Consider the following 856-nt stretch of genomic DNA (forward strand, 5'->3'; position numbering starts at 1 on the left):
GAGCCGGTGCCGACACCGCCGTAGCCGCCGCTGCCGACGCCGCCGGTGGTGATGCCACCGGTGCCGGCCGGGGCCGTCGAGCCGACGTTCTGGCTGCCCGTCGAGCCCCCGCTTTCCTGACCGCACGCCGTCGTCAGCGCCAGCACGGCCACAGCGCTCGCCACGAGAGAGGCGCTCCGCCAGGAGGTGTTCATTGTCAACTCCCCGATCATCACAAGCTGTTCGCAGCGCCCTGCTGCGCCGCCGCTCGGCATTGGTTACGGACGGGGTGTGCCGTTGTGTTCAACCCCGGCGAAAAAATCTTTCACCCGGCCGTGTTTGACGGATACGTGTGCGTACGTCCGGACATCCGGTCGATGCATTGTCAAACCACATGGGGGTGAAGTTCGCCCGTTCGGGGCAATCGGTGCCGATCAGGGGCGTGCGCCGGGGTGCGAGGGCTGATGATCTGCGTCGTGCATGGACCCGAACCGACCCGATCCGCCCTCGCCGTACGGGTGTTGGGCGTGGTGACCGCTGCCTGGATCCTGGTGGGCGCGCCGGCCGGGGTCGCGTCCGCCGACGCCTGTGCGTACGCGTCCGTGGGACCGGACGGCTTGGAGATCGTGGCCGTCGCCGGTCACTCCCCGTGGCCGGGCTGGCCGACGCCGCCCCCCTGCCGTCCGAAGCCCCCTCCCCCACCCCCGGACTGCCCGGAACCGACCCCGACCCCCACCCCTACGCCCACCCCCACACCGACCCCGACTCCCACACCCACCCCGAAGCCGACCCCCACCCCGAAACCCACGCCCAAGCCGACCCCCAAGCCCACGCCGAAGCCGACCCCGAAGCCGACGCCGGCCCCCGAACCACCCCC

Annotated in this window: 2 pseudogenes; one reads left to right on the forward strand and one right to left on the reverse strand. The window is 71.6% G+C overall.

Annotated features, from left to right (window positions below):
* A pseudogene (locus ACVNF4_RS36555) lies at positions 1 to 194 on the reverse strand (SCO0930 family lipoprotein); the annotation flags it as partial.
* 434 nt (positions 195 to 628) lie between these two features.
* Between ACVNF4_RS36555 and ACVNF4_RS36560 the strand changes: the two are divergent.
* A pseudogene (locus ACVNF4_RS36560) lies at positions 629 to 856 on the forward strand (hypothetical protein); the annotation flags it as partial.

The organism is Streptomyces sp. S6 (assembly GCF_054880855.1).